Source organism: Chryseobacterium sp. AG363, assembly GCF_003610675.1.
Lineage (GTDB): Bacteria > Bacteroidota > Bacteroidia > Flavobacteriales > Weeksellaceae > Chryseobacterium > Chryseobacterium cucumeris.
Window position 1 is genome coordinate 200,293 of record NZ_RAQF01000006.1, and the last position, 25,400, is coordinate 225,692.

The window sequence follows — 25,400 nt, forward strand, 5'->3', positions numbered from 1 at the left end:
TTACCAATTCGCTACAATGTCGTTAAATATTTTATTAATAATTCTATCTGTTACCAGCTTTACCTGCTGGTCTTCGATCTGACTTAGGGATACATCACTGTTGAAAGCGGCTTCATCAGAATATGTTCTGTCAAAACTTACATCCGGATGAATTTTATTTTCATAATGTACCTTTACTGTAATCGTAAGTTTATTCTGTGCCTGCTGAATCACTCCTCCAGAAGGGTTGGTCTGGGTATTGGAGCTGATGGTGGTAGGGGTAATGGAATAGTCTGTAATTTCTCCTTCAATCAGGATATCCGGATTTTCTTTTGTTCCTTTCAAAGTGGTTCTCTGAAGGAATCTGTTTTGAATCGCTGTAGAAAACTGTTGTGATAATGCAGGGTTTACAAGAGGAGCATTATTGGGAAATTCATTAATCTGAACTGTTTTCTCGTCTGTAAGAGACGATCCTGTAAAGCTGTAGCATGAATTTAAAACTCCAAGCAATGCAAAAAGCACTCCCGTTAACAGTGATTGTTTCAAGCTGATATTGTTAATTTTAAAGTTCATTTTTAGATCCAATTTCAATAATTTCATCATACTCAATTTGTTGAATAGCATCTTCATAAGCAAAATAATTTGCTGTGTATAAGAATGGTAAGGTAAGAAAAATTCCTATCCCGCAGGCAATAATCCCAATCTGAGCCAAAATACTTACTACTACAGAGAAAAGGAAGATTGACAATAGATTTCCTTTGGTCATTATTTTTGAAATAACCCAGGCTTCTTTTACTTCCCTGATGCCTTTAAGACTGATTAATGGTATGATATAAAAACCCTTTAATACAAAATAATATATCGCTCCAATCAATAAAAACATATAGGGAAACACAAAAAATGCTACCATTGGATTGGGTTCATTACCCTCAGATAATGCACCTGATATACCCAGCACAGCAAATAAAGGAATGTAAAGCAGTAAAACACCTCCGAAAACAATTAACTGCAGCATAAAATAAGGCATAAAATCTTTAAAATCAAAGATATCTCCGGGACTTGCCGGCTGGTTTCTGTTCAGCCTCTGAAGGTATTTGTATAAATTACCCATTGCTAATAATCCACAGAATGGAATAATAGACATGATAAAGCATACTAAAAATGCTATCAAAATATTCCCGAAATCTTTCTTTAAAAGTTCGAAACCTTTGTTTATATATTCTCCGAGTTTAAAATTGATCGGCTTGGGTGTTAAATTGACTTTCATTATTTATGTTTTGCTAATCTTCCAGGTTATATTGTTTTATTTTTCTGTATAAAGTTCTTTGGGAGATTCCCAACTCATCTGCAGCTCTGTTCCTACGTCCTTTATGCTTCTCCAAGGCCTTGATAATCAAATCTTTTTCATTGTTCTGAAGAGAAAGAGATTCTGGTCTGTTTTCCTCAATTTCGATATCTTCAATATCTTCATAACTATCATCAGGACTAGAAATAATTGTTGGAGTCTGAACTGCCGGAGTATCGTTATTATTATCAAAATATAACAAAGATCCGGAATTCACCTGCGGCTGACTTTCAGGGGTATAAATCCTGTTGATCAGGTTTTTCTCATGGTTGCTCAGATCTGCTGCTCCTCTGTTCTTGATCAGTTCCGAAGTTAAGGATTTTAAATCATTAATATCATTCCTCATATCGAACAGAATTTTATACATGATCTCTCTTTCACTTCCGAAATCATTTTGTTTTGGAGTGCTTTGCGTATTGACCACCATTGGAAGATGGGTTTCCATAGGAATATACTCGGCAAGCTTCTCAGCAGTGATATTTCTGTTTCTTTCCACAACGGTCATCTGCTCTACTAAATTTCTTAGCTGGCGGACATTTCCCGGGAAAGAATAACTTTCTATATAATGAACAGCACTCTGCTCCAGCTCCAGTTCCGGCATTCTGTATTTTTCTGCAAAGTCAATTGCAAATTTCCTGAACAGCAAATGAATGTCTCCTTTTCTTTCTCTCAAAGGTGGCATATCAATCTGAACAGTATTCAAACGATAATACAAATCCTCACGGAATCTTCCATCATGGATCGCTTTCATCATATTAACGTTGGTAGCTGCGACAATTCTCACATTGGTTTTCTGCACTTGTGAAGAACCTACTTTCATAAATTCACCACTTTCCAGCACTCTTAAAAGACGAACCTGAGTTTGTAGAGGAAGTTCTCCTACCTCATCCAAAAAGATGGTTCCGCCGTCTGCTACTTCAAAATATCCTTTTCTTGTAGCTGTAGCTCCTGTAAAAGCTCCTTTTTCGTGTCCGAATAATTCTGAATCTATGGTTCCTTCCGGAATGGCTCCACAGTTTACAACGATATAAGGCTGATGTTTTCTTCTGGATTCTGAATGAATGATTTTCGGAATAAATTCTTTCCCTACCCCACTTTCTCCAATCACAAGTACAGAGATATCTGTAGGTGCAACCTGGATAGATTTTTCGAGGGCACGGTTAAGTGCAGGAAAGTTTCCGATAATTCCGAAACGGTTTTTTATGTTTTGTAGCTCGTTGCTCATAAGTAAATTTTTGATTATTGACTGAATGTTAATCTTCTACAGCTCTTCAATCTGTTGTCTGTAGACTTTGTTAAAGTGATGAGTGTAGACATCTTTCATGGTCTTCCCTTCATCATACGTTTGTAAGGCTAACATTTTTAAATCCAAATAATCTTTGTTTCTGATCTTAGAAACTTTACTTTTAAAGTATATATTCTCAGCAAAGTCGTACTCTTTGCTTTGTTTTTCAAAATTTTCCAGGGCTCTGTCGTATCTTCCCAGCTCGAAATAGGTAACTCCCAGCTGATAATGATCGAACATTCCCTTCACATAACCTCTGGTAGCCAGAAGCCTTTCTATAATCCCTGCTGCTTTTTCTTTCTGTCCTAAAGCACTGTAGGACAAAGCTGTTACTACGTCCAGGTTATAGTCCCCATTCTGAGATCTTCTTAAATCTCCGGGCTCATATTTTTTTAACCCTTCTAAATCCTGAATTGCCCCTTTATAGTCTCTCAAAAACTGAAACTTTGTCCAGCCTCTGTAACCAAGGTGCATTTTAGCGTCTAAAGCAACTGCTCTATCTATTAGAATCTTCCAGGTTATGAAGTCCCCGTTTTTAAGATATGGAACTGCTTTTTCCATATAAGCATAGGAAAAATCGGGACACAATTCAATGTCTTTATCGAAAACTTCCTGAGATTCTGCTAGACCTTGTAAATCTGAAGCCCAGTTGTATAACTCACACGCCTTTTTACAGTTCTCACCCTCTACTGCATTACAGTTGACCTGTGCAATAGTATTGGTGTAAACGATAAGTAACAAAAAGCTAAGGTAATACCTCTGAAACTTTTCCATTTTTAATTTTATAGGTTGAATACTGATAGTAAACTACTTTTAAACCTTCTATCTCTTTCAGACCTGGGCTCATATACCATAATCTGAACAGTACTGTCTTTCCTTCACAATTTACTAAAAATCTTACGTTAATATACCCGTTGATCTTTTTTTAAGAATATATATTTTCTTTTTTTAAGTTTTTCAGTGATGGTAACTTAATTTTATTCTACTGTCCTCCCTAAAAGCGTGCCTTGCGTATTATCATACACAAAAACGTTCACAATGTCACCAATTTTCTGTCCTTCAAGCTTATCAAAAACACATACCGCATTCTGAGAGTTTCTTCCTTTCCACTGATTTTTGTTCTTCTTGGAAATTCCTTCGATCAGGATCTGGTGCTCTCTTCCTACATAAGATTTCATTCTTTGTTTTGAAAGCTCACCCTGAAGGGCAATAACCTCAGCAAGACGTCTTTGTTTTACATCAGCCGGAATATTATCTTCCATTTTCTTGTGCGCCGGTGTTCCCGGTCTTTCTGAGTAGGCAAACATATAACCGTAGTCATATTCTACTTCTCTCATAAGACTTAAAGTATCCTGGTGATCCTCTTCTGTTTCATTACAGAATCCAACGATCATATCCTGAGAGAATGCGACTTCCGGAACAATTTCTTTTGCTTTTCTGATCAGATCAAGATATTCTTCACGGGTATGTTGTCTGTTCATCGCTTCCAGCATATTATTGCTTCCGCTTTGTACAGGAAGATGTACATATTTACAGATGTTGTCATGTTTTGCCATCATTCTGAATACATCCAGACTCATATCCTGAGGGTTGGAAGTAGAGAATCTGATTCTCAGCTCCGGAACAGCTTTAGCCACTAAATCAAGAAGCTGAGCAAAATTAACGGCTGTTGCTTTCTGCATTTCAGAAGCTTTGGCAAAGTCTTTTTTAGGACCGCCTCCATACCAAAGGTAAGAGTCTACGTTTTGGCCTAAAAGGGTGATTTCTTTATATCCGTTATTGGCAAGATCTTTACATTCTTCAATAATAGAGTGCGGATCACGGCTTCTTTCTCTTCCTCTGGTAAAAGGAACCACACAGAATGTACACATATTATCACAACCTCTGGTAATGGTAACAAATGCGGTAACACCGTTTCCACCTAAACGAACAGGATTGATATCTGCATAAGTCTCTTCTTTGGAAAGAATAACGTTGATGGCATCTCTTCCATCATCAGTTTCTTTTAAAAGGTTCGGTAAGTCTCTGTACGCATCCGGACCTACAACAAGGTCAACCAACTGCTCCTCTTCCAAGAACTTGGTTTTCAATCTTTCTGCCATACATCCTAGTACACCAACCGTCATATTCGGTCTTTCTTTTTTCAGATTTTTAAACTGAGAAAGACGCATTCTTACAGTCTGTTCTGCTTTTTCACGGATGGAACATGTATTTAAAAGAATCAGGTCTGCTTCTTCAACTTTCATCGTTGTATTATAGCCCTGTTCATTAAGAATGGATGCAACAATCTCAGAGTCAGAGAAGTTCATCTGACAACCATAGCTTTCTAAAAACAGTTTTTTAGAGTTCTCCGGTTTTTCTGCAATAGCAAAAGCTTCGCCCTGTTTTGTTTCGTCTATATATTTTTCCTGCACGATAATCAATTTAAGGTCCGTAATTTAAAATTACGAACGAATAAGTTTGCAAAGATACAAAATATTGTGACAGAATGTCAGGAGATTATCTGTATCTGTTATCATGGAAATTTTGATCCATTATTTTATCCTGATCTTCCAACTCTCTCTGAAGATCAAATTGTTGAAAAATTGGTTGAGTAATTTTAGCTCTAATTGGAATATTATTAAATGTAGCAGGATTCCATTTTCCTTTTATTCTAGACAGACTATTGATGATATCTTTCTTTTCATAGTCAAAAAAATCACCTTCAATCTTGAAATCCTCCATTTCGCCATTCTCATTCACAACAAATGTCAACAAAGCTCTTTTGTCCTCGTTTTTCTTTACGAATCTTTCAAAAATAGACTTAACCTCAAATCCAAAAGTTTTTATTCCTTTTTTAAAAGTTGGGCCTTTCTTTTCGTTTTTACTTGGATCATCTTTGGAATTAACTAAATAAAAAGGATTTATTTCAATTTTGGCAATGGCTCCAATAAACTTTCCGTTTACTTTTGCCGGCATCCATTTTTTGAGATGGGGAATAATTTTACGGCTGAAATCAAATGCGCATTTATTTTTTTGAATTTCTAAAGTATCAAAATCTTTAACATAATTGATGGTTGAGTTTTCATGCACAAGAATCTGTACATTATACCGTTCTTCGCTTTTTTCGCAAGGCAACAACTTTTTCTCTTTAACAACCATTACCATCTCCTTAGTTAATTGATTTACACCTCCAACGTAAAAATCTTGGCCATAAGGATATTTATCTAAAACTTCATTTTGAGCAAAAATTAATTTTGTTGCAAAGAAAGTAATAAACAACAAATTTTTTTTAATCATGGTCATGTTTCATTTTATTTCTTTTTTCAGATCTTAATTGATCTCTTCACTAAATATCTCCCTGTGTTTAAATTTTGAAAAGAAAACCTTTGCATCTAATCAATATCCACAGACATTGAAGAGAAGTTCATTTTAACCTTGATCTGTGAAGCTACAGGCTGCCCGCCACAAGAGGCCGGAGTCCAGTTTTTCTTGATTCTTCTTACTACATATTGCATATCGTCAAAAAAAACTTCACTGTTCTGTACTTTAGGCATTCCTTTCACATCTACTACTTTTCCTTTAGCATCAAGCACTAGGGTAAAGGTAAAATCTCCAGTCAAAGCATAGAAATCAGAATTCAGGTATGCATACATATATTTGTTGAGGATTTCTTTATAGGCCACGACACCTCCTTCGAAAGCAGCAGGTTTAAAATCATTACATTTTACAGCCACCTGCATAAAAGGTTCTTTAATATCTATTTTCAGAACATTTTTATTGCTTTCCCTGATAAAAGAATCATCACGGTCTTCCTGATCCTGCGCCAATGAAAAATTCATTACACATAAGGCTAAAAATAAAAATATCGTTCTCATACTTTTGTATACTAAATAATAAACAAAGGTAAATATTTAGCTTATTTATAAACAATAAAAACTTCACGCAAAGCATGAAGTTTCAGAATTTAAATATTGCGAATTCAATACAAGTTTTGAATTCATTATTTTTTAATCTTACAGTAACCCTTTAATGTGTTTATAATTACTTTTTACGGTTTCAAAAACCTCATCCATTTTACCTCCAAGCATCAGCTGGGCCATAGACTTTGTCATTCCCATAATCTGATCAAATTCAATCTTAGGAGGAAGGGCCAGTGCATTAGGATTGGTGAAAATATTCAGAAGATAAGGTCCGTTGTGATCCAGACATTCTTTGATGGCACTTTCTACTTCTTCGGGAAGATGAACATTTTTTCCCGGATAGCCCATCGCATGTGCTACCATGGCAAAATCCGGGTTAATCATATCGGTTTCATTATCTGGCATCCCGCCAACTTCCATTTCCAGTTTTACCATTCCCAACGTTCTGTTGTTGAAAACAATTAGTTTCACAGGGAGTTTATACTGAAAAATAGTAGCCATATCCCCTAAAAGCATAGACAATCCTCCGTCTCCACATAGAGCAATTACCTGTTTCTCAGGATGAGCTAAAGCTGCTCCGATAGCCATTGGCATTGCGTTAGCCATTGATCCATGATTGAATGAACCCAGCATTTTCCTTTCGCCTGTTCCTGTAATAAATCTTGCTCCCCATACACAGCACATTCCGGTGTCTACCGTAAAAATAGCATCATCCTTAGCAAGTTTGTCTAAAGTATGGGCCACATATTCCGGCTGAATAGCATTCTCTTTTCCAGAATCTTTCACATACTCCAACTGGCTTTCTTTCACTTTATCATAAAATGCCAGCTGCTCGTTCAGGAAATGAACATCAGTTTTTTCGTCAAGTAACGGCAATAATGCTTTGATGGTTTCTTTGACATCTCCGGCAAGTCCTAGCTCGAGTTTTGCTCTTCTTCCTAATCTTTCAGGACTTTCATCAATCTGGACGATTTTATTTTTTACAGGCATGAATTTCTGATAAGGAAAATCCGTCCCCAGAAGAATGACAAGATCAGCTTCATGCATGGCGTGATAGGCTGAAGGAAATCCTAACAGACCTGTAAGTCCCACTTCATTTGGATTATTGGGCTGAATAGCCATTTTCCCCCTAAATGAATATCCTACGGGCGCTTTTAACAGATTGGACAAAGCAATCACTTCATCACGGGCTTCAGCAGCGCCTATTCCGCAATAGATTGTTACTTTTTTACTATTATTTATTAGTGTTGACAAGCTTTTCAACTCGTCATCCGAAGGTCTTATGACAGGATTTGTTTTAAAGATTTGAGTGGAAGTAGAGCCTTCTTCGGCATCTAATTCAGAAACATCTCCGGGAAGACCTATCACCGCAACTCCTTTTTTGGAAATTGCATGTTGGATAGCAGTCTGTACAGTTCTCTGTACCTGCTCTGGCCGGGTAATCATTTGATTATAGTAACTACAGTCGTCAAACAGTTTTATCGTATTGGTTTCCTGAAAGTAATCCATGCCCATTTCATCACTGGGAATGGTGGAAGCAATGACCAGCATTGGAACATGAGAGCGATGAGCTTCATAAACTCCATTGATCAGATGAACGTGTCCGGGACCACAGCTTCCGGCACATACAGCTAACCCATCAAGCTCCGCCTCTGCAGCGGCAGCATAAGCTCCTACTTCTTCATGTCTTACATGAATCCATTGAATACTGCTTTTTTTGACTGCAATATTCAGATGATTAAGACTGTCGCCTGTTACAGCATAAATTCTTTTCACATTGGCATTTTCGAGCATTTCAACAATCTGCTCTGCGATGTTTTTTGCCATAATTACTCTGTTTTGGTGATTGTTTTTAGATGAAAATAGTATTTGAGAAGAATAAAATCTTCCTATCTATATCAAATTTAACGAATAAAGTTGAGACTCCATCCCTAACTCGATGTTAAAAACTTGTAATTTAATTTTGGTTTTTTTATTGAACCTCACGGGTTTTGAAAACCCGTGAGGTTTCATTTCCATGTAAAACAAAACAGCCACCAAAAAGGCAGCTGTTTATATTATATGTGGATTTTACATCACTATTTCAATCTGATTTCTCAACAGATCTTCAAACTCATCTCTTTTACGGATCAAATGAGCTTTTCCGTCTAAGAACAATACTTCAGCCGGTTTTAATCTTGAGTTGAAGTTTGAACTCATTTCAAAACCGTAAGCTCCCGCATTATGGAAAGCAAGAATATCTCCTTCTCTTACTTCATTCAGTTTTCTGTCCCATGCAAAAGTATCGGTTTCGCAAATATTTCCTACAACAGTATAAATTCTCTCTGCTCCTTTTGGGTTAGAAAGGTTCTCAATCATGTGATAAGAATCGTAGAACATCGGACGGATCAAATGATTAAATCCGGAGTTCACTCCAACAAAAACAGTTGCCGTTGTCTGTTTAATTACATTAGCTTTCACCAATAAATATCCGCTTTTCCCAACTAAGAATTTCCCAGGCTCAAACCATAATTCGAATTTTTTTCCTGTAGATTTTGAAAATTCAGAAATTACTTTCTCTACTTTTTTACCTAATGTTCTCACATCAGTTTCTTCTTCACTGTCCTGATAAGGGATCTTGAAACCACTTCCCATATCCAGATATTTCAGATTCGGGAAATGCTCAGAAAGCTCCAGCATAATCTCCAATGCCTGAAGAAATACGTCCGGATCTTTAATTTCGCTTCCCGTATGCATGTGAAGTCCTTCAACATTCAGGTTGGTACTTTTCATCACTCTTTCAATGTGACGAACCTGGTGAATGGAAATCCCGAATTTACTATCGATATGCCCCGTTGAGATTTTATAATTACCCCCAGCAAAAATATGTGGGTTGATTCTTACTAAAATAGGATAAGTGTTCCCGTATTTATTCCCGAATTGCTCAAGAATAGAAATGTTATCAATGTTAATATGAACTCCAAAAGTCATTGCTTCTTCTATTTCGGCCAGGTCAACACAATTGGGAGTAAACAATATCTTTTCTTTCGAAAATCCTGCCTTCAACCCTAGTTTAACCTCGTTAATAGATACACAATCCAAAGATGCACCCAGGTTCTTGACATATTTAAGAATATTGATATTCGTTAAAGCCTTCGCTGCGTAGAAGAACTTCGTATGTTTTAAAAATGAAGAGGTAAGTTTTTCATATTGAATTTTGATGGACTCCGCATCATAAACGTACACTGGTGTGCCAAACTCATTGGCAATCTTTAATAATTCTTTTGAATTCATAATTTCATTTTAACATAAAAAAAGGCAGATTCTTCAGAAAAGAGCCTGCCACATTGATTATTTTTTATGCAAGACAACTCTTTTAAATATTCCAAACCTTAGAAAACTTTACAGCTCCCTTTTTTCCAGTTTTATTTTGTTTAAAATTTTGCATTGCTTTTATTTATTTTTTGCAAAAATACTATTTATTTTTTACTTTTTGAAAATTGATTGTACAACCATTGTCTTCAGAAGACAACTTGTAACGTATAGACACTCTTTTACTTCGGTAACGGTAATGTCTCAAAATCCCCACGAAGAAGAGCCAACTGCAGTTCATTATTCAGATCTGTAGAAGATAACGGAAGATCAATTTTCAACTTAGCCAGCTTACTCAGTGTCTGAATCTGCGTAAACAGCTCATAGAATCCAAAGGAAACCAATTTCCCGTTTTCTATGATTAAAAATAACTTTTCTCCTAATTTTCTTCCTGGTCCAAGCCAAAGTTCATTTCTTTTTCTGAATTCAATTTTTTGTTTCAAGACAGAAAAATCTTTAAATTCTTCCTGAGAACCAATAAACTGAACAGCTTTTGTTCCCTGAGTAAATGACCTGAATTTCAAGACTGGCTTCTCGGTTTTATTGAGCTTATTTTTCTCAACCACATATTTATTATTCCTGAAATATAGTCCGAAAGGTAAAACTTCTTTCTTTTTAATATTCTTGGAATTCAGTATCAGTTTGGCAATAATATCTGTTCCGGTAAGTTCAAAATTAATCTGCTCAACATCTTTCTGAATCTGTTCCCATTTTTTTGATTTGGAATTGAAAACCTTTTTGGAAAATTTGTTGATATCCTGAACATAATCAGAAAACATAATACGTCCACCTTCATCCTGAAAATAGACAAAACCTTTATCATTAGGAAGATCTTGAGTCAGCTCTTTGATTTTATTGATATACGTTTTGGCGTTAGACTCATCATGCTGCTTCTGAATGATCTCATTTTCGGTATCCTTTGAAATCAGAAGCTTGAAAAGTTCTAAGGTAGCTCTTGCATCACCTTCCGCCCTGTGATGGTTAGTCAATGGAATACCTAATGATTTCACCAGTTTTCCCAAGGAATAACTTACCTCATCAGGAATCAGTTTTTTTGCTAAAGGAATTGTATCTAAAGTATTGATTTTAAAATCATAACCAAGCCTTTTGAATGACTGGCGAAGCATCCTATAATCAAAATCAATATTATGCCCCACCAAAGTTGTATTTTGAGTAATTTCTATCACTCTTTTGGCAATTTCATGAAATTTTGGAGCAGTTTTGACCATTTTCGGGGTAATACTGGTCAGTTTTTGTACAAAAGGAGTGATATCACCTTCAGGGTTTACCAGAGATATAAACTGGTCTATAATTTTCTGACCGTCATATCTGTAAATGGCGATATCTATAATGCATTCATTTCTATAACCTGCACCATTACTTTCTATATCTATAATTGAATACATGAATGTTTTAACTGCTGTTTTTCTGGTTTAATACTTAAAACCGCGCTTTATTCCCCAATAAAATACGGTCTTATTTTTCTTTATTAAGTAAAGATAACCTGCTAAAATAACAAAAAATATATCAAAATACAGCAGATTGTCTTTCAAAATTATCTTCTTCTGCCTCCCAGACCGAACATTCCGAGAATAGCTTTTGCTCCTTCTCTCATTAATGTAGAGGTAAAAGTACGGCCAGCTTTACTTTGCAATACCTGTTCAAACATTCCAGGTTCTTCTTTTACCGGCTTTGCCTTTTGGTTAGGTGACGGGTTTTGTGCAGCCTGTTCCATCCTATTGGTAAGCATTTCATAAGCAGATTCTCTGTCAATTGCCTGCTCATATTTTGCTACAAGTGCTGATCTTGAAGTCAGATCAGAGATTTCCGCGTCATTCAAAACATCCATCCTTGATTCCGGAGAGATCAGATAAGTATGTACTAATGGGGTAGGAATTCCTTTTTCATCAAGTGCTGTAACAAATGCTTCTCCGATTCCCAAATTCTGGATCAGGCTGGAAGCATTGTAATATTCTGTGGTAGGATAGTTTTCAACGGCTTTGGTAATTTCTTTTTTATCCTTTGCCGTAAAACCTCTTAGAGCATGTTGTATTTTTAATCCTAGTTGGGAAAGTACATTTTCAGGGACATCACCAGGAATCTGGGTAATAAAATAGATCCCCACTCCTTTGGAACGGATCAGTTTTACCATCGTTTCAATTTGTGAAAGAAGGGCCTTGGAAGCTTCATCAAAAATCAGGTGGGCTTCATCAATGAATAATACCAATTTTGGTTTCCCGCTATCTCCTTCTTCCGGAAATGTCATATAAATTTCTGCAAAAAGAGAAAGCATAAAAGTGGAGAAAAGCTGTGGTTTGTTCTGGATATCTGCTACTCTTAAGATATTAACCACTCCTTTTCCGTCTCTTGTTTCCAGCAAGTCATGAACATCAAAGCTTAGCTCACCAAAGAATCCTGCCGCTCCTTGTTGTTCCAGAGCTACAATAGATCTTAAAATAGCTCCCAAAGATGCTGATGCAATAGATCCATAATTGGCTGCAAGTTCAGCTTTTCCCTGTGCATTATCCGTCACGTACTGCAGTACTTTCTTCAAATCGTTAAGATCAATCAATGGAAGTCCTTTATCATCACAGTATTTGAAAACTATAGACATGATACTTTGCTGGGTATCATTCAATTCAAGAATTTTGCTTAATAAAACAGGCCCAAATTCTGTAACCGTAGCTCTCAATTTTACACCTTTTCCTCCGGAAATACTCATGAGTTCTACCGGAAAACCTTGTGGATTATAAGGAAGCTGTGTTTTGCCATACCTTTCTTCAATGATAGGATTCATCTGACCTGCTTCTGCAATCCCGGAAAAGTCTCCCTTAATATCCAGAACCAAAGACGGAATTCCTGCGTGAGAAAGCTGTTCTGCAAACACCTGTAACGTTTTTGTCTTACCGGTTCCGGTAGCACCGGCAATAAGACCGTGACGATTTATGGTTTTCAGAGGAATGGTTACATTGACTTCTGTCACCACTTCGCCATCCAACATTCCTTTTCCTAATATTATATGCTCTCCTTTTGGAGTATATCTAGCGTTAAGTTCTTCAATAAATTGTGTTTTGTCTGCCATTTGATCGCTTTTTTAACTTATAAATATAAAATTTTTTGTAAAATATGTAAAGATATTTTCTGAAGAACTTCTCTCCGCTTCTTTCGAAAATAAATTTGTCCTTCAATAATCAAATTTTAAACCACGATCATTATTTTTTTTCTGCCAGGAAGGATATAGGGACTAAACATGATATAAAACAGCATTTACCATTATCTTTATGTAAGGCATTCTTTTTGCTGAAAAAAACAACATATACTAAACGTACGTTTAACAAAGTATTGAAAGAAACTATCAATGGGATTTAACATTTCATTTAGAATTGATCTAATACTTCGTATCTTTAACTCATTAAAAAAAGACCCCAATGAAAATTGAACAAATATATACGGGCTGTCTGGCTCAGGGTGCCTATTATATTGTATCAGAGAATGAAGCTGCCATTATTGATCCGCTAAGAGAAGTAAAACCTTATCTGGATCGTCTGGAAAAAGACAATGTCACTTTAAAATATATTTTTGAAACTCACTTCCATGCAGATTTTGTATCAGGACATTTGGATTTAAGCAACAAAACAGGTGCTCCTATTGTATATGGACCTACTGCTGCTCCGGAATTTGACGCTATTATTGCTGAAGACAATCAGATTTTTGAGATCGGAAAAGTGAAAATAAAGGTCATGCACACTCCTGGGCATACGATGGAAAGCAGTACTTACCTTTTAATCGATGAAAATGGTGTTGAAACTGCAATCTTTACTGGTGATACGCTGTTTTTAGGAGATGTTGGAAGACCAGATCTTGCCCAGAAGGCAACTAATCTTACTCAGGAGGATCTTGCAGGAATTCTTTACGACAGTCTTCAAAGCAAAATCATGCCATTGGATGACAGCATCACTGTATATCCAGCTCACGGAGCCGGATCTGCTTGTGGAAAGAATATGCAGAAAGAGACAGTTGATATCTTAGGAAACCAAAAGAAAACCAATTACGCTCTTAATCAACCGGACAAAGAGTCTTTCATCAGAGAAGTTCTGGATGGCTTAACAGCTCCTCCAAAATATTTCGGGATGAATGTCGCTTTAAATAAAGGTGGCTATGAAAGTCTGGACGTTGTGATGAACAAAGGATTGCAGCCTGTAACACCTGAAGATTTCGAAGCTCTGGCAGAAGAAACAGGAGCATTAATTTTAGATACAAGAGGAGCTGCGGATTTCCATAAAGGATTTGTTCCCAACTCTATCAATATAGGACTGAAAGGTGATTTTGCCCCATGGGTAGGAACGCTTATTGTAGATGTAAAACACCCTTTACTATTAATTACTGATGAAGGAACTGAAGAGGAAGTAATCACAAGACTGAGCCGAGTAGGTTTTGACAATGTAATTGGTTACCTGAAAGGCAGTTTTGAAGCATGGAAAAATGCAGGTAAGGAAACGGATGAGATCAAAAGAATTACTCCGGCTGAATTTGCAGAACAATTTACAGCAGACGCTACAGTAATTGATGTAAGAAAACTTACGGAGTATTCCGCAGAACACATTGACAATGCTTATAACAAGCCACTAGACACTATCAGTGACTGGGCTCGTACCATTGATGATTCTGAACATTTCTTCCTGCACTGCGCAGGTGGGTACAGAAGCATGATTGCCGCAAGCATCCTTAACTCACACGGAATCAGAAACTTTACCGAAATTGAAGGTGGTTTTAACGGAATCAAAAAAACGGAAAAACTTCCAACCACAGATTTTGTATGCCAATCTAAGACCCTGTAAGACATGAAAATTCAGTTTTTCGGATTATTTTTAGCATTAACATTTACGCTAAATGCTTGCAAGACAAACTCTACAGCAACCGTTTCTACAGCCAACATCAAAGAAGTGGTTACCAGCTCTGATGTAACATTGGTGGATGTCAGAATTCCGGAGCAATATGCCGCAGGAACAGCAAAGAATGCCATCAACATTCCTTTGGCAGAGATTCAAAACAATATAGAAACTCTAAAAGGTAAAAAAGTTGTTGTATTTTGCAATAAAGGAATCCAGGCTGATCAGGCGATGGAAATTCTTAAGAAAAATGGTGTGGAAGCTTATGATGGTACAACCTGGAAAAATGTAAAAGCGATCCAGGATGAAACAAACAAAAATGCAAACTAATAAAACCAAAACTATGTCACAAAAATTTCAGGAAATCATAGATTCCGAAAGACCCGTACTTATCGATTTTTTCGCAACATGGTGTCAGCCTTGTAAAGTACAGTCTTCGGTATTAAATACAGTAAAAGAAAATATTGGTGAAGGAGCAAGAATTATAAAAGTAGATGTAGATCAATATCCTGCACTTGCAGCTCAGTATGGCGTACGTGGAGTCCCTACACTGGCCATTTTCAAAAAAGGAGAAATGCTATGGAAGGAAAGCGGTGTTCATGATGTGAACACATTAACGAACCTTCTGCAACAATATGTTTAAATAAAAAACAAAAAAATAATAAAGGCTGAAGTTCACATGAATTTCAGCCTTTATTATTTTTTATAGTTGAATGGAGAAACTATCCCGGTCATTTAAAAACTGGAAATGCTTTCTAAAATCGTTCAATTCTTCCATATATAATTCTGCAGATACAAGATTTCCCTGTTTCTGAGAAATTTCTTTTCCATCTCCAAAGAAGCAGTGAGAGCTTTCCTGATACAACAGATCATTTCCATCGGTCCCGATTCTGTTTAAACCAAATACAAAAGATAAGTTTTCAATAGCTCTGGCTTTCAACAGGTGTTCCCATGCTCCTACCCTTTTCTCGGGCCAGTTGGCAACATATAATATGGCATCATAATCATCGTTATTCCTTGCAAAGACAGGAAAACGTAGATCGTAACACACCTGAAGCAGGAAACGTATTCCTTTATATTCAACAATTACTCTTTCCTTTCCTGGCGTGTATACTTTATCTTCTCCGGAAAAAGAAAACAAATGCCTCTTATTATAATAAGAGATTTCGCCATCCGGCTTTACAAAGAACATTCTATTGTAAAAATTGCCGTCCTGTTCTACCGAAGCACTTCCGCAAAATGCAGCATTTTTCTCTTTTGAGATTTTTTTTAAAAACTCCAGTGATTCATTATTTCTGTCCGAAACTTCAGAAGCATCCATACAGAAACCTGTTGAAAACATTTCAGGAAGCAGAAACAGATCTGCCTCCACATTGAGCAATTCGCTTTCTATACGCGCAAAATTCTCAGTTTTTTTTTTCCATATGATATCTAAATTAAGTCCTACAACTTTCATCTTTTATTCTTTTAAATTATTTCATATATGAAGTATAAAAATACATCTTTTAACTTTACGAAAGTAGAATTAAATGGTTGAAGAATGCTTTAGTATTTAAAATAGAATTTATTTCTTAATAATTTATTAAAGTCAAGCATTTTTACAATATTGCCATTCTTTCGGTTTCATTTTTGATAGAAATATTTTTTATTATTATCCTTAAAATTAAAAATTTATGAAGAAATTGTTTTTTATGGTGGCGATCTTCTTTTTTGGCGCTATGGCTAATGCTCAGGCGTGGACAGGAAAGGGGGATCAGAAAATACAACTGGGGCTGAGTGCCTGGGGATATGGAACCGGAATTACAGGAACTTATGACTATGGCCTCAACAAACTGATTTCAGTAGGAGCCGGGATCAATGGCTATTTTGATAATTATAAAAACAACGATAAAGATAATCGTGTTTTTGTGTTTGGAAGACTGAACTTTCATTTACAGGAAGCTCTAAATTTGCCTTCTAAATGGGACATCTATCCTGGAGTAGACCTTGGAGTTCTTGGAAGAGACTTTGGAGTGGGAGCTCACATCGGTGCCCGTTATTTCTTCACAGAAAAAATTGGAGTCTTTGCAGAGGTTGGTAATAATGGCAGCCTTGGTGTTTCTTTCAATTTATAATCCTATTATTAAATCAATCTTTAAATATGACAAAGCTTCTTGTTTCGGGGAGCTTTTTTATTTGGCATAGTTTTGATAATTGTTACCTTTGCAAATTAAAATCTAAAATTTATTAATGGAAATAGCAATTAAACTTTTTCAGTTCATTCTGAGCATCTCTATACTTGTGCTTCTTCATGAGCTTGGGCATTTCTTACCGGCAATATGGTTCAAGACCAGAGCAGAGAAGTTTTTCCTGTTTTTTGATCCTTACTTCTCCATATTCTCCATGAAGAAAATCAACGGAAAATGGCAGTATAAATTTTTATCAAAAAACTTACCGGATTCTGAAGTAATAGAAGTGAACGGAAAGAAGGAAGAAGTTCCTATCGATATATCAAAACTTCCGGACAACGACTGGAGAAAACACCCTGAACAAACAAAATACGGAATCGGCTGGCTTCCTTTTGGAGGATACGTGAAGATTGCAGGAATGGTGGACGAAAGTATGGATACTGCCCAGATGAAAAAACCGGCAGAACCTTGGGAATTCAGATCAAAACCAGCCTGGCAGAGACTTATCATTATGCTGGGGGGAGTTACCGTTAACTTTTTTCTTGCGTGGTTAATCTACAGCTGTTTATCATTCTTCAACGGAGAAACTTATACAGATATTACAAAATTTAAAAATGGTATTGAAGCCACTTCTGCAGGAAAGAAAATGGGTTTCCAGAATGGTGACAAAATCATTAGTGTAGACGGAAAACCGGCAGAAAGACTTGAAAATACTTCCATCAATATCCTTTTGGGAGATCATGTTACCGTAAACAGAAACGGACAGGAAGTTACTTTCCCTGTCAATGCAGACGGTGTAGCAGACGTTCTTAAGCAGAGAGAAGCAAAACTATACATCACACCAAGAGTTTCTATGGTTGTTGACTCATTGGCTACTCCTTCTTCCCAGGCATCAGGTCTTGCAAAAGGCGACAAAATTGTAGGAATCAATGGTAAGAAAGCAGCATTCTTTGATGAAGTAAGTGCTCTTTTAAGTGAAAATAAAGGTAAAACAATTTCTGTAGATGTTGAAAGAAACGGTGCTTTACAGACATTACCTGCAGTTTCCGTAGATAAAAACGGAAAACTGGGGATCGCAATTGATACCAAAAGCATTGCAAAAGATATTGTAACGAATAAAAAATATTCTTTCGGAGAAGCTATTCCAAGAGGATTTACAAGAACTATTGAAGCATTAACCACACAGGTAAAGCAGTTCAAAATTATGTTCAACTCTAAAGTTCAGGGGTATAAAAATGTTGGAGGTCCTATTGCGATCGTAAAAAACATGCCTGTGGATAAAGATGCGGACGGAAGCGTTAAGATCAACTGGGTTGCTTTCTGGAGCTTTACAGCAATGTTCTCCGTATGGCTGGCATTTCTGAACCTTATTCCGATTCCGGGACTTGATGGTGGACACGTTTTATTTACTTTATATGAAATTATTGTAGGAAAACCTGTTCCGCAGAAAGTTTTGGAAAACGCACAGATGATTGGAGTTATCTTCCTGTTAGGATTGATGTTACTGATCTTTGGAAGTGACATCTTCAAAGTATTTATGGGTAAATTATAATTTTTTTAAAATTTTTCTTAAAAATATTTGTAGGGTATAAATATTCGTCCTATATTTGCACCACTTAAAACAAAGGACATTCCTCCTTAGCTCAGTTGGTTAGAGCATCTGACTGTTAATCAGAGGGTCGCTGGTTCGAGCCCAGCAGGAGGAGCAAGAAGACTTACAGAAATGTAAGTCTTTTTTTGTGTCTTACTATGAACTATTTCATGGCAAGGACACCAAATCTGAGAAATAACACACTTGTAGTTTAAATATAACGCAAAGGATTAATAGCTGGTACTTCATTTTTCAGGAAGCAAAGGCGGGAGTCAACTTTGTTGATTCTTTCTAAGCATTCGAATATCCACTCAGCTTCATCAGCGACTCCGTTGCCTTCTTATCTCCCTCAACAATAAGAGAATATCCTCTTTGCGTTTTGTAGAACCAATGAGTCCGACATAAAAAAACAAATATTTACAATTTTCCTTCACTTTCCCAGAAACATCTGTTTTATTGGATTTTATAAGCCTTTAAAGCATTTTACCTGTAACTATTTCGTCAATAATTCGACTATTCTTTTTTAGAGTAATCCGGATTGAGAAAATTTTTTACAAATAAACATTTCTATAAAAAGGCAAAAAAATTAACAAAACCAACAGATAGTATTGCATAAATACCCAATTGTACCATGAAGAAAACTATTATTTCGTTATTAACAGCATTTTCTATTATAGGGATTTCGGCGCAGGAAAAGTCTTATTTTTTATCAAGTCCTTCATTGAGTCCTGATGGAAAAACAGCTTACTTCGCTTATGACGGTGACATCTGGAAAGCAGATTCCAATGGAGGAAATGCTTCAAGAATTACCGCCCTGGATGGAGAAGAGATCAATCCCCGCCTTTCTCCGGATGGAAAATGGCTTGCATTCAGTTCTAATCAATATGGAAATTATGATGTGTATGTAATGCCCGCAGGAGGAGGAACCATCAAGCAGTTAACCTTCCATACCGGAAGGGATGAAATGGAAAGCTGGGCGTGGGACAGCAAAACGATTTATTTTACTTCCAACAGAAATAATAATTTCGGAAGTTTTAAAACTACAATTGAAGGAAAAACTCCGGAAAAACTTTTCAATAATTACTTTAACTACACCAATGGACTAGTGGAAACCCCTGCAGGAGAATATCTTTTCACAAGCTCATCTGAAAGTGCCCATCAGGTACAGAGAAAACGTTATAAGGGAGAAAATAATCCTGATATTCTTGGATACAATCCAAAAAGCAATTCTTTCAAACAGTACACGAACTATGAAGGAAAAGATTTCAACCCAAGTGTAGATAAAAAAGGTATTATCTATTTTATTTCTGATGAGAATAATGGAGAATATAATCTTTATAAAATCGAAAATGGTAAAAAAACTGCTTTAACGCAATTTGATACTTCTATAAAAAAACCGTTTGTCTCAGCAGACGGATCTAAAGTTATTTTTGAAAAGGAGTATCAGCTTTATACTTATGAGGTAGCTTCAAAAAAAACAACTCCCCTCAACATTAGCCTGAATACTAATAAAACCCTGGAAAAAGCTCAGAATTTCAATGTGGAAAATAATATTTCCTATTATGATGTATCTCCGGACGGTAAAAAAATGGCGTTCATAAGCCGGGGTATTATATTCGTTTCTGATATTGAAGGGAAATTTGCCCAGCAGGTTTCTGATGGTAAAGAACGTTCTATGGAAGTAAAATGGCTGAAAGACAACCGTACTTTACTTTACAATCAGACTTATAACGGATATCAAAACTGGTTTACGATTCAGGCAGACGGAAAAGGACAGCCAAAGCAATTAACGGAAGATTTACGCAATAACAGAAGTATCACCCTTAATAACGACCTTTCAAAAGCCGTTTACTTAAGCGGGAGAGATGAAGTAAGATTATTGGATTTAAAAAGTTTTACATCTACAACTATTGTAAAAGACGAGATTTGGGCATTCCAAAACTCAAGGCCTTCTTTCTCACCTAATAACGAATATGTATTATTCTCGGCAAAAAGAAACTTCGAGCTCGATATTTTCATCTATCACATCAAAAAAGGACAGACTTTAAACCTTACCAATACAGGCGTTTCTGAAGAAGATCCCGTGTGGTCTCCGAACGGAAAATATATTTATTTCGCCAGCGACAGGACCAATCCGTCTTATCCTTTAGGCATGCAGAAATCCAACATTTACCGTATGGCTTTAGATTGGTTTGACGAGCCTTTTAAGTCTGAAAAATTCGACAATCTCTTCACTGAAGAAAAGAAGGAGGAAAAATCTTCAGATAAAGAAAAAGACAAGAAGGATAAGAAAGAGGAAGACAAGGATAAAAAGGAAGAAAAAGAGCCGGTAATCAAGGAATTGAAGGTTAATCCTGATGACACTCTTGACAGAATTGAGCTGGTAACCGACCGATATGGATATCAGGATGATCCGGCCGTTTTCGCTGATGATAAAAAAGAAATTCTATTATTTAATTCTAATCAGGATAACGGAAAAAGACAACTGTACAAAAAGGTGTTTACCGATTTTGAGCCTGCCAAATCTGAAAAAGTGTTTGATAAAGCAGCTTATTATTTAACCAAAAATGAGAAAAACCTATTTGCTCTGATTGAAGGTAATATTTACAAAACAACTGTTGCCGCATTAAAACCTGAAAAAATCAATATCCAGTATAGTTTCGATAAAGATCTGGCCTCAGAATTTATGCAGATGTATGCTGAAGCCTGGACAGGTGTGGAAGAAAACTTCTATGACGAAAAATTCCATGGTATCGACTGGAAAGCCAAAAAGGAGCAATATGCAAAATACCTGCCGTATATAAATAACAGAAATGATCTGCGAATTTTACTGAATGATCTTCTGGGAGAGCTTAATTCTTCACACACCGGATTTTCTTCTACCGGAAAAGAGGAAACCGTATTCCTGAATTATTTCACCAACGAAACCGGAATTATCTTCAAAAAAGATCAGCCTTACACGGTAGAAAGCATTGTGAGAAAATCTCCCGCTTACCGTTCAGGGGTTGATATCAAACCTGGAGACCAACTGACTTCTGTAAATGGAAAAAAGATTGATGTAAACGAAAATATCGAAACGTATTTCACAAGCCCTAAAAAACAGGATGAACTTGATCTTACCTTTAATCGTGATGGTAAAACGGTAACCACCAAAGTACATCCGATTTCTAACGGGGAATTAAAAGGATTACTTTACGATGATTGGATCTATAACAATCATCAGCGTGTAGACAAGCTTAGTAACAACCGTATTGCCTACTCTTGCATGAAAAACATGTCTACGGATGAGCTGGACCGATTCCTTCTGGATATGGTAGAACAGGAGAACAGAAAGGACGCGGTTATTCTCGATTTACGCTACAACACTGGCGGAAATGTTCATGACAAAGTATTGAATTTCCTTTCTCAAAGACCGTATCTGCAATGGAAATACCGTGAAGGAAAAATAACAACACAACCGAACTTCGCTCCTTCCGGAAAGCCTATTGTTCTTTTGATTAATGAAGCTTCATTAAGTGATGCCGAAATGACTGCAGCCGGGTTCAAAGCTCTAAAGCTGGGTAAAATTATCGGTCAGGATACTTATCGATGGATTATTTTCACTTCAGCAAAAGGATTGGTAGACGGATCTTCTTACAGACTTCCTTCATGGGGAACTTACACATTAGACGGACAGAACCTGGAAAAAACAGGTGTAAAACCTGATATTTATGTAAAAAACACCTTTATGGACCGTCTTCAGAACAATGACCCACAACTGGAAAGAGCTGTTCAGGAAATCCTTAAAGATTTAAAAAAATAAAACTCCGGAACTATAAAATAAAAAAGACCTGCACTTTTGCAGGTCTTTTTAGTTGGTATGATCTTAACTTTTATGATAACAAGAGTTTTATTCCTCTGAAATTCTTTCCAGCTCAACAAGCTGTATAGGCTCACTCATCAATTCATCCATCTGGCCTGCAAAGTTCTTGAAATGTTCAGTTTGGGTATGAAATTCAAAAGCCTTTTCGTCTTCAAACGCTTCCCACATATAGAAAGTTCCGGCAGATTTTTTATCCTCAAAAAGAATATAATACATACAGCCGATTTCCTTACGGCTTGGTTCTATCAGTTGTAGTAAAGCATTTCTCAAATGATCTATTTTCTCCGGTTTAGACTTCAGTACCGCCACAGATTTAAACGTTTTGTTCATTGTTTTATATTTTATGTGATTTATATTTAAAAATTTTGGCTTATAATTTAACCCTGTATATAAAATACGGAGGTTTTCCGGCATCCGGTTGACCAGAAAACGCTGTTGTTGTATGAAGTTGGTTGACTGAAATATACAGGTAGCCATCATCAGAAACTGCAATATTATCAGGCCACTGTAATTTTGAATCTTTAATGAATTCCGTAAGATTTCCATTTTTATCCAGCTTACTGATACCATGACCTCCAAGATCAGTAATGTAATGATTCCCTTGTTGATCTGTAGCCACACCATCACTCACAGGTTTTTCTCCCAGTTTCTTAATGGATTTTCCTATTGCATGGTCATCTTTATTTTCTCTAAAAAGTTGGGCAGGAACTTCATACCATGATGTTCCATTCATAGAACCAAAGAATAACGTTTCCCTGTCATCTGACAGGGTAATAGGATTAATGCCTACACGGGACGGTTTGCCTCCAAAATCAATGACCCTTCCATCAATAATCATATCAACATCTTCCGACTGTAAAGCCTGATGACCACCAAACCTCCTTGCTTTTTTTGTTTTGAGATTCAATGCAATAATTCCCGGATTGGTAATATCAGCAAGGTAAGCCCAGCCATTTTTTTCATCAATGGCAACATCCTGAATAAAACTGCCTTTCGGTGCAATATCAGCTGGTAATTCTATCTTTTCAGCGACTTTATTTTTTTTCAGGTCGAAGCACCAAAGACGGGTTTTCCCAAGCTCAAGCCCCATATCAATCATCCAAAGCCGATTTCCTTTATCTATAGTGACTCCCAGCGGAGTATCAAATTTATGACTATCAGCCGGCTGTCCGTTTTTCTGTAAATCCGTAGACGGAAAAGGTACTGCTTTCCCATTGCGGATTTCCACCAATTGCTGTTTGGGATCGGATAAAGGGTGCATCGTCGCAAATACCCTTCCGTTATGACTCACGGCTACATTTCCTGGTCTGGAATCAGTAAACTGCGCTACGACTTCAAGGTTTTTCCCATGTGCTGAAAGATAAGATGCAGATCCATCTATCCAGTCTTTACGCACAGGACTAAAAAAGTCCAGATCTTCGGTTCCATCTTCAAGGCAGAAGAACTCATGCGTAATACCTGCAGGAATCACCAGCACGCCACCAGCCTTTATAATATGTTCTTTCCCATTCATGAGTACTTTTACACTTCCCTTATTGATATAAGTCACCTGCTCGTTCGGATGACTATGGGGAGCTACATGAGCATCTTTATCCATTTTCCAAAAGGCAAAAGTACTTTCTGAGCCGGATATCCATTTACGCTGTAATCCTTTTCCCACCTGTTCCCAAATTCCTTTACTAAAGTCTGTTTGAATGACCTTCTGCTGAGCCTTAGCTGAGTTGAAGAAAAATAGTGCTGAAATTGAAGAAATCAAAAAAAATCTATTGGTTTTCATCTGTATATATGATTAGTATGTTATAATTTCTAATAATAAAATTTGATCTTTTAGCGGGTAACTTTTTTATGCTGGTAGACAATTCCAATATATGAACAAGGCAAAATTATACTGATAATTAGCAAATTACCGGTACAAAACTTCTCTATTTTTGTATAATTTTGCCAATATAAAGCAACCCTCATGAACAGAGACGTATTATATGAGCCATACAGTATTCATTTTGAAACATTAGAAACATTCCCGGATAAAGAGAGCAGAAAAAACTTCTTTGAACTTGTCTTTATTTTATCAGGCACAGGGCAGCATTGCATTAATAAGCACAGCTTTTCCTATTCGGATAATCACATGTTTCTCCTGACCCCACAGGATTGCAGCCAGTTTTGGATTGATACTAAAACCCGTTTTTTCTTTCTGAGGTTCAGTAATATTTATTTAAAAAATGATAAAATTTCGAAAGAGAATATCAAACGTTTGGAATTTATTCTTGAAAATGCCAACCACAAGCCCGGATGTATCCTAAAAAATCAGACAGATAAAACACTTGTAAGACCAATCGTAGAAGCTTTGATAAGAGAAGCCGTCAATAAAGACCTGTATCACAGCGATATAACCGCACAACTCATTAATACACTCATTGTTATTGTTGCCCGCAATATTGCCAAATATCTTCCTCAGAAGATCGATGAAACCTCAGAATCAAGAATTATTAGTATTCTGAATTATATACAGGCAAATATCTATGAACCTGAAAAAATACGAACTGAAACCATCTGCAAAGAGTTCGGGTTTTCTGAAAATTATCTCGGTAAATACTTTAAAAAACATAGCGGTGAAACCCTTCAGTCTTATCTGAATAATTATAAAACCACCTTAATAGAGCACCGTTTAAAACACAGCAACAACAGAATTTCAGAGATTGCCGACGAATTGGGATTCACTGATGAGAGCCATCTTAATAAATTTTTTAAAACGCAGCGGGGCAAAAGTCCCAAAGCTTATCGGCTGGAATTTATAAAATCATGAATAACCTCCTGCTCATCCCAGAAAAATATTTAAAATTTAATTTATTGAAAAATAAACCAATAGCTTTTTTCATTCAATATTCAGGAACAAAAACTTGCTTGGTACGGATATTCCTATTATATTTGCACCACTTAAAACAAAGGACATTCCTCCTTAGCTCAGTTGGTTAGAGCATCTGACTGTTAATCAGAGGGTCGCTGGTTCGAGCCCAGCAGGAGGAGCAAA

At 36.5% G+C, this 25,400-nt stretch carries 21 protein-coding genes and 2 tRNA genes; 9 read left to right on the forward strand and 14 right to left on the reverse strand.

The features are described 5' to 3' along the window. The 11 genes from DEU39_RS21235 to DEU39_RS21285 all read right to left on the reverse strand — a co-directional run bounded on the left by DEU39_RS21235 (nucleotide 1) and on the right by DEU39_RS21285 (nucleotide 12,944). A complete protein-coding gene (locus DEU39_RS21235) occupies nucleotides 1-552 on the reverse strand; it encodes an LptE family protein (protein WP_120233331.1) in 552 nt (183 codons plus the stop codon). Then, nucleotides 542-1,246 (reverse strand): hypothetical protein, encoded by a 705-nt coding sequence (locus DEU39_RS21240; RefSeq protein WP_120233293.1) that lies wholly within the window; start codon nucleotides 1,244-1,246, stop codon nucleotides 542-544. Before DEU39_RS21240 ends, DEU39_RS21235 begins: the two co-directional genes overlap by 11 nt. A gap of 13 nt (nucleotides 1,247-1,259) precedes the next feature. Continuing rightward, a complete protein-coding gene (locus DEU39_RS21245) occupies nucleotides 1,260-2,549 on the reverse strand; it encodes a sigma-54 interaction domain-containing protein (RefSeq protein WP_120233294.1) in 1,290 nt (429 codons plus the stop codon). A gap of 36 nt (nucleotides 2,550-2,585) precedes the next feature. Further along, nucleotides 2,586-3,383 (reverse strand): tetratricopeptide repeat protein, encoded by a 798-nt coding sequence (locus DEU39_RS21250; protein WP_120233295.1) that lies wholly within the window; start codon nucleotides 3,381-3,383, stop codon nucleotides 2,586-2,588. Between the two features lie 203 nt (nucleotides 3,384-3,586). Then, on the reverse strand, nucleotides 3,587-5,023 hold the full coding sequence (miaB, locus tag DEU39_RS21255) for a tRNA (N6-isopentenyl adenosine(37)-C2)-methylthiotransferase MiaB (protein ID WP_120233296.1): 1,437 nt from the start codon (nucleotides 5,021-5,023) through the stop codon (nucleotides 3,587-3,589). An 85-nt stretch (nucleotides 5,024-5,108) separates the two neighbouring features. Continuing rightward, nucleotides 5,109-5,888: a hypothetical protein gene (locus DEU39_RS21260; RefSeq protein WP_147367632.1), complete on the reverse strand. Its 780-nt coding sequence runs from the start codon at nucleotides 5,886-5,888 to the stop codon at nucleotides 5,109-5,111. 95 nt (nucleotides 5,889-5,983) lie between these two features. Then, nucleotides 5,984-6,466, reverse strand: coding sequence for a hypothetical protein (locus DEU39_RS21265; RefSeq protein WP_228432148.1), 483 nt, complete (start codon nucleotides 6,464-6,466; stop codon nucleotides 5,984-5,986). A 138-nt stretch (nucleotides 6,467-6,604) separates the two neighbouring features. Continuing rightward, nucleotides 6,605-8,338 carry a thiamine pyrophosphate-dependent enzyme gene (locus DEU39_RS21270; RefSeq protein WP_120233298.1) on the reverse strand — a complete coding sequence of 578 codons (1,734 nt, stop codon included), beginning with the start codon at nucleotides 8,336-8,338 and terminating at the stop codon, nucleotides 6,605-6,607. A 243-nt stretch (nucleotides 8,339-8,581) separates the two neighbouring features. Continuing rightward, nucleotides 8,582-9,784, reverse strand: a complete 1,203-nt coding sequence (gene lysA, locus DEU39_RS21275; protein ID WP_174525211.1) for a diaminopimelate decarboxylase — start codon at nucleotides 9,782-9,784, stop codon at nucleotides 8,582-8,584. A gap of 260 nt (nucleotides 9,785-10,044) precedes the next feature. Beyond that, on the reverse strand, nucleotides 10,045-11,268 hold the full coding sequence (locus tag DEU39_RS21280; protein ID WP_120233299.1) for a PolC-type DNA polymerase III: 1,224 nt from the start codon (nucleotides 11,266-11,268) through the stop codon (nucleotides 10,045-10,047). 149 nt (nucleotides 11,269-11,417) lie between these two features. Further along, the gene (locus DEU39_RS21285) at nucleotides 11,418-12,944 is read right to left on the reverse strand and encodes a helicase HerA-like domain-containing protein (RefSeq protein ID WP_062676086.1); all 1,527 of its coding nucleotides are present in this window, start codon (nucleotides 12,942-12,944) and stop codon (nucleotides 11,418-11,420) included. A gap of 346 nt (nucleotides 12,945-13,290) precedes the next feature. Between DEU39_RS21285 and DEU39_RS21290 the strand changes: the two genes are divergently transcribed. The 3 genes from DEU39_RS21290 to DEU39_RS21300 are packed head-to-tail and all read left to right on the forward strand — an operon-like array spanning nucleotide 13,291 to nucleotide 15,394. Beyond that, nucleotides 13,291-14,700 carry an MBL fold metallo-hydrolase gene (locus DEU39_RS21290; protein WP_120233300.1) on the forward strand — a complete coding sequence of 470 codons (1,410 nt, stop codon included), beginning with the start codon at nucleotides 13,291-13,293 and terminating at the stop codon, nucleotides 14,698-14,700. A gap of 3 nt (nucleotides 14,701-14,703) precedes the next feature. Next, nucleotides 14,704-15,081 (forward strand): rhodanese-like domain-containing protein, encoded by a 378-nt coding sequence (locus DEU39_RS21295; RefSeq protein WP_120233301.1) that lies wholly within the window; start codon nucleotides 14,704-14,706, stop codon nucleotides 15,079-15,081. Nucleotides 15,082-15,094: 13 nt separating this feature from the next. After that, entirely contained in the window at nucleotides 15,095-15,394 is a 300-nt protein-coding gene (locus DEU39_RS21300; protein WP_047424552.1) for a thioredoxin family protein, read from the forward strand. A 60-nt stretch (nucleotides 15,395-15,454) separates the two neighbouring features. On the opposite strand, the gene DEU39_RS21305 is transcribed toward DEU39_RS21300, so the two are convergent. Next, on the reverse strand, nucleotides 15,455-16,207 hold the full coding sequence (locus DEU39_RS21305) for a nitrilase-related carbon-nitrogen hydrolase (RefSeq protein WP_120233302.1): 753 nt from the start codon (nucleotides 16,205-16,207) through the stop codon (nucleotides 15,455-15,457). A 217-nt stretch (nucleotides 16,208-16,424) separates the two neighbouring features. Between DEU39_RS21305 and DEU39_RS21310 the strand changes: the two genes are divergently transcribed. From DEU39_RS21310 to DEU39_RS21325, 4 genes are all read left to right on the forward strand, one after another. Next, the gene (locus DEU39_RS21310; protein WP_047428734.1) at nucleotides 16,425-16,865 is read left to right on the forward strand and encodes a DUF6646 family protein; all 441 of its coding nucleotides are present in this window, start codon (nucleotides 16,425-16,427) and stop codon (nucleotides 16,863-16,865) included. Nucleotides 16,866-16,980: 115 nt separating this feature from the next. Continuing rightward, nucleotides 16,981-18,471 (forward strand): RIP metalloprotease RseP, encoded by a 1,491-nt coding sequence (rseP, locus tag DEU39_RS21315; RefSeq protein WP_120233303.1) that lies wholly within the window; start codon nucleotides 16,981-16,983, stop codon nucleotides 18,469-18,471. A gap of 80 nt (nucleotides 18,472-18,551) precedes the next feature. Continuing rightward, nucleotides 18,552-18,625 (forward strand) — tRNA-Asn (locus tag DEU39_RS21320). A gap of 516 nt (nucleotides 18,626-19,141) precedes the next feature. Then, nucleotides 19,142-22,312: a S41 family peptidase gene (locus tag DEU39_RS21325; RefSeq protein WP_120233304.1), complete on the forward strand. Its 3,171-nt coding sequence runs from the start codon at nucleotides 19,142-19,144 to the stop codon at nucleotides 22,310-22,312. An 87-nt stretch (nucleotides 22,313-22,399) separates the two neighbouring features. Here DEU39_RS21325 and DEU39_RS21330 read toward each other — a convergent pair whose 3' ends face one another. Further along, nucleotides 22,400-22,702, reverse strand: coding sequence for a putative quinol monooxygenase (locus DEU39_RS21330; RefSeq protein WP_120233332.1), 303 nt, complete (start codon nucleotides 22,700-22,702; stop codon nucleotides 22,400-22,402). A 40-nt stretch (nucleotides 22,703-22,742) separates the two neighbouring features. Beyond that, complete coding sequence (locus DEU39_RS21335) at nucleotides 22,743-24,149, reverse strand: L-dopachrome tautomerase-related protein (protein ID WP_120233305.1); 1,407 nt, start codon at nucleotides 24,147-24,149, stop codon at nucleotides 22,743-22,745. Between the two features lie 183 nt (nucleotides 24,150-24,332). On the opposite strand from DEU39_RS21335, the gene DEU39_RS21340 reads away from it, so the two are divergent. Continuing rightward, entirely contained in the window at nucleotides 24,333-25,175 is an 843-nt protein-coding gene (locus tag DEU39_RS21340; protein ID WP_120233306.1) for an AraC family transcriptional regulator, read from the forward strand. A 147-nt stretch (nucleotides 25,176-25,322) separates the two neighbouring features. Further along, nucleotides 25,323-25,396 (forward strand) — tRNA-Asn (locus DEU39_RS21345). The last annotated feature ends 4 nt before the right edge of the window (nucleotides 25,397-25,400 follow it).